This window comes from Mucilaginibacter sp. (assembly GCF_028288105.1).
Classification (GTDB): domain Bacteria; phylum Bacteroidota; class Bacteroidia; order Sphingobacteriales; family Sphingobacteriaceae; genus Mucilaginibacter.
Map to the genome: position 1 here is coordinate 1 of NZ_JAQBOI010000027.1, position 4,624 is coordinate 4,624.

The following is a 4,624-nucleotide window of genomic DNA, read 5'->3' on the forward strand; positions in this document are numbered from 1 at the left end:
CAAATGGTTCAACAATAAGCTTGTTGCCGCCTATAGGATAGCCTACACCAAATGAGAGGTTAAGCATTTTGGCAAAATAAAAATTGTTAAAACTATTATGCGAGGTTTGCTGATCCTGGGCATTAGAGGTGTATGCGGCACCGTTACTATATGTATAGTTATAAGTGTAATTTTCATCGATAAAAGTACCCGAGCTTAAGCCTGCTGATATATAGGTGTCGTTTTTTTGAGGGTTAAATTCATACTTTATATTGATGGGTATATCAAGCCCTACCAGATTGGCGCTATAATTTTTAAATACAGGTAAAACCGCTGTAGTTGCAAACAAAGCTTCTTGCTTTAAAGCGGGTGCAGCAGCCATCATACTATTTGCAGCGCTGGGGGCTGCTGAATTATAGCTTAAAGTGTTTTGTGCCAATGCAACACCGGTAGATAGTTTTAACTTTTTGCTCAATCTAAAATCTGAAGTGAAACCCGCACCCGCGTTTATTTGGTTTGTGCTACCCTCGGCGTAGTTAAAATAGGTGGCTGCGTAAACGCTAAAGTTTACCTTTTTAACTTCCTGATCATCTGTCTTTTTGTTTTTTGCTACGGCACGTAACTTATCATCAGCAAACATATCATCTATGGTTTTTGCCGGTTTTTGCCTTGCCATACTATTAGGCGCTGTGTTTGCCGCAGCCGCGGGTGTTATGCCGGCATCCGGTTGTTTAACGCTTGCCATTTGCGACTGATTTGCCAAGTTGTTTCCCATTTTTTGGCTATCAACAGAAGGTGTTATTACCGGTTTTGTTTGCGCTATTATAGCTGGTTGTACATTGTTAAAAATTGGCTGTGGATGTCCAACTACAGCATTTGTGTTTTGATCAATTGGCTTATTTATATTATCTGCAGGTGATTTTTTGCTAACAGGCGCAGTATATGTAGGTATAACAATAGTATTGTTAAATGCCGGGGTGTTATTTTTCGCAATAACAGGTTGATCGTTATCGGGCTGTATGGGTGTACTTTTTATGGCGCTATCTGTAGCTTGCTTTGGAAGGTTGGTTGCAGGTTGCTGCTGTTGTTGTTTTACAGGGTTTTTAGCAACCAGGTTATCTGTACCTGTGCCTTGGTTATTGTACCATATACCCAAGCCTAAAAATACAACGGCTATGGCCGCAGCAGTACTCCACCAAAGCCAGGCAACTTTGTTGTGCTTTTTTTCGGCCGGGAATCTCTTCCTTAGCTGCTCCCAACCATGCTCGGCATCCGGGTGCTCGTAATTGTCAAACACCTCCCTGATGTGGTTAGTTAGTTTATTATCAAACTGCTCATCCATGGTTTCGTGTTTCGGTTGTTAACAGATGTCTTAATTTATCTTTAGCCCTGCTTAAATAAACCCTTGATGAACTTGCCGGCAAATTTAATATTTTGGCAATCTCATCGTGGTTATAGCCATCTATTTCGTACATATTAAAAATTGTAAGCTGTATATGAGGCAATTGCTTCATTAGCTTTAAAATATCCTGTGCATTTAAACTTTCTATAGCAGTTGCATTACTGCCAACACCATAGGCATCTTCAATATCTGTATTGGCCTGATGCTTTAATTCTTTACGGCGCCTGTCAATAGCAGTATTTACAACAATTGTGCGTAGCCAGGCCCTAAAAGGTTTATCGGTGTTATAGTTATTTATATTATTAAAAATTTTTATAAAAGCATCATTAACAACCTCTAACGCGTCATCTTCGTTAAGGCTGTAACGCATACTTACACCCATAGCATAGCCATAAAACTGTTTATATAGTAATTCCTGGTGTTTTATGCTGCCCGATTTACACTTACTGACTATTTCATCTTCAGTAATGCGGTGATGTAAATGCATTAATTATTGTTAACACTGCTTAAGCTGATTTATTAAGTACGTACCAAGAACCGGAAACGCTACAGTTGCAGTAAATATTTTATAATAGCAAATAACCAAAGTTTTAGCTGCGCTATCCCCCAAGAATATTTGCAAGTATTAAACAATATTAATTGGTTTTTTTCAGATCGTATTGCAGGCTTAAAGTATCGCCGCTGTTTCTAACCATCTGGAAAACACTCCCGTTATAAATAAAAAGGTATTCGCCGTTCAGATGAGTTTTTGTAGAGGAGCTTGTTGCAGAATATGTGCTGTCTACAAACATTATTCCGTTGCCATTGATGCCATAATGCCCTTTGCTGCCTGCATGTACAGTAGTAGTATCGCCCAAAACATGGTAACCTGTACCCGGTTGTATCACAACCTTTATAGTTGCCTTTAAGGTATCGATAGATTGATCAGCTGCTTTTGAAATGCGTCTGAATTCGCCTGTAAAAGTACCCGATGGATCTGGCGCAGGTACGCTATTCTGATTGTTAAAGCAGCCTGATACTAATGCAACTAATACCGGTAATAAATAAATAAATTTTTTCATATTATTTGGTGTTACATTAACGTTACGTATATTATTTATAAACGCTACAATAAAGCTATAATTATTAAACTTTTTTTGCCTCTTCCCAAAATACGTCCATTTCGGCCAGGTTCATATCATGCAGCTGTTTTCCATTCTCCTGCGCCTTACTTTCCAGGTACTGAAAACGTTTAATAAATTTACGATTAGTTTTCTCAAGTGCATCTTCGGGGTTAATACCAATAAAGCGTGCATAGTTAATTAATGAAAACAAAAGGTCGCCAAATTCTCCTTCGGCTTTGTCATGGTCAATAGCACTCTCATCCGCAACGTTGTACTCATCTTTAAACTCTTGCAGTTCTTCTTCCACTTTGGCCCATACCTGGTCTTTGTTATCCCAGTCAAAACCAACCCCACGTGCCTTTTCCTGTATACGGGAAGCTTTTACCAATGCCGGTAACGAAGCAGGCACACCGCCTAAAACAGATTTATTACCTTCTTTTAGTTTGATCTGTTCCCAGTTGCGCTTAACATCGTCCTCGTTGCTTACTTCCGTATCGCTATAAATATGCGTGTGGCGGTTTATTAGTTTATCGCAAATGCCATTAAGTACACCGGTTATATTAAAATCATTGGTTTCTGATGCAATACGCGAATAAAAAACCAGGTGCAGCATAATATCGCCAAGCTCTTTTTTTATCTCATCCATATCCCCGCTTAAGATGGCGTCAGAAAGTTCATACGTTTCCTCGATGGTAAGGTGCCTAAGGCTTTCAAGCGTTTGTTTTTTATCCCAGGGGCAGTTCATCCGCAAATCGTCCATTATGGTAAGCAGGCGTTCAAAAGCTCCGGATGGGTTAGATGCAGTAATGGGGGCAGTTAGTGGCATATTGCTAAATTAGATAAGCAAAGGTATTCAGTTTGCTTTATTAGTTTGCAGTTTGCTGTTTAAATTATGTAATTTATCAATTGGAGCTTGCGTTACGCAATTTGTAATTTCGCCCACTGCCCACTGCCCACTGCCCACTGCCCACTGCCCACTGCCCACTGCCCACTGCCCACTACAAACTGCTAACAGCTCTCAGCATTTCCCTTTTGCCCGGTGCGCCGGGTGCTTTCTGTACTTTTAGGCCTAACGCTTTAATACTGCGTTTAAGGTTGCCGGTTATGGCATAAGTTACAAACACACCGCCGGGTTTTAAAAACTTAAGGGTATGGATAATGGCTTCGTCACTCCACATTTCGGGCTGATGCACAGCAGCGAAGGCATCAAAATAAATAACATCATATTGTACCGGGGATGAAAAATTAGCAAGTGTGGTTGCTGCTATTTGCAATTGAATATAACTGTTCAGTTGAACCGATGCAACTAATGAAGCAGGGTAATGCTGTAAAAAACTTTTCCAGATAGGATCAGATATATACAGATCATAAGCTGTTTGTCCAATCATTTCATCCGTTAGCGGATAAGCCTCAATGCCGGTATATTGCAGGTTTATTTGTTGTTGAGTGCAAAAATCGGCGCTAAGCAAAAAGTTAAGCCCGGTGCCAAAGCCAACTTCAAGTATCGAAACAGATGTATTATTGTTGGAGCTGTTTTCTAAAAAATATTCCAATCCCGATTTAACAAATACATGCCGGCTTTCCTGCAACGCCCCGTGGCGCGAATGGTAGTTTTCGCCAACCTGCGCGTTATAAATGGTGTTTGACCCATCGGCGGTGGCAACAATTTGCAAATGATTGGTGTGTTCGTCAGTGCTCATGTTTGAAGATAAACGTCAAATATAAGCTCTAATAGGAGATTTTAATGCTAAGGGTGGGATCTAAACTTTAAGTGGCTGCAATTACTATTACCAATTAAGCTGTCATGGCCAATAAGTTGCTTAGCCTGTTGCAATAATCGGGCAGGGAAATGTGGCCTTTGTCGTAATCGGCAACCAACTCATCCAGTTGCTTTTCAATAATGCTCCGTGCTGCTTTTTCGTTAGTGCGGGCCATTTTAAGTGTGTGCAATTTATACTCGGCAGCTTTTCTCCTATACAGCGGTTGTACATCCTGTGCCTGGGCTAATACCTTATTTAGTTTTTGACGGTTCTGTTTGTCAAATTTAAGTATCAGATACACAATGGCTGATCCTGCCACCAGGAAGTAAAAAAAAGTTGCTGTAGAAGCAGAAAAAAAATCATTCATATAAACTATCCTC

The 4,624-nt window shown here is 40.2% G+C and carries 6 protein-coding genes; all 6 read right to left on the bottom strand.

The genetic code is table 11. The features are described from left to right. The coding region (locus JWQ85_RS01550; RefSeq protein ID WP_299462885.1) for a hypothetical protein at positions 1-1,321 on the bottom strand (1,321 nt) is incomplete at its 3' end. Further along, positions 1,314-1,868 (bottom strand): RNA polymerase sigma factor, encoded by a 555-nt coding sequence (locus JWQ85_RS01555; RefSeq protein ID WP_299462888.1) that lies wholly within the window; start codon positions 1,866-1,868, stop codon positions 1,314-1,316. The genes JWQ85_RS01555 and JWQ85_RS01550, both read right to left, overlap by 8 nt. 148 nt (positions 1,869-2,016) lie before the next feature. After that, on the bottom strand, positions 2,017-2,442 hold the full coding sequence (locus JWQ85_RS01560; protein WP_299462891.1) for a hypothetical protein: 426 nt from the start codon (positions 2,440-2,442) through the stop codon (positions 2,017-2,019). Between the two features lie 64 nt (positions 2,443-2,506). Further along, the gene (gene mazG / locus JWQ85_RS01565; RefSeq protein ID WP_299462894.1) at positions 2,507-3,310 is read right to left on the bottom strand and encodes a nucleoside triphosphate pyrophosphohydrolase; all 804 of its coding nucleotides are present in this window, start codon (positions 3,308-3,310) and stop codon (positions 2,507-2,509) included. A 172-nt stretch (positions 3,311-3,482) separates the two neighbouring features. Continuing rightward, entirely contained in the window at positions 3,483-4,184 is a 702-nt protein-coding gene (mnmD, locus tag JWQ85_RS01570) for a tRNA (5-methylaminomethyl-2-thiouridine)(34)-methyltransferase MnmD (protein WP_299462897.1), read from the bottom strand. Positions 4,185-4,278: 94 nt separating this feature from the next. Beyond that, on the bottom strand, positions 4,279-4,624 hold a 346-nt coding region (locus JWQ85_RS01575; protein ID WP_299462900.1), incomplete at its 5' end, for a hypothetical protein.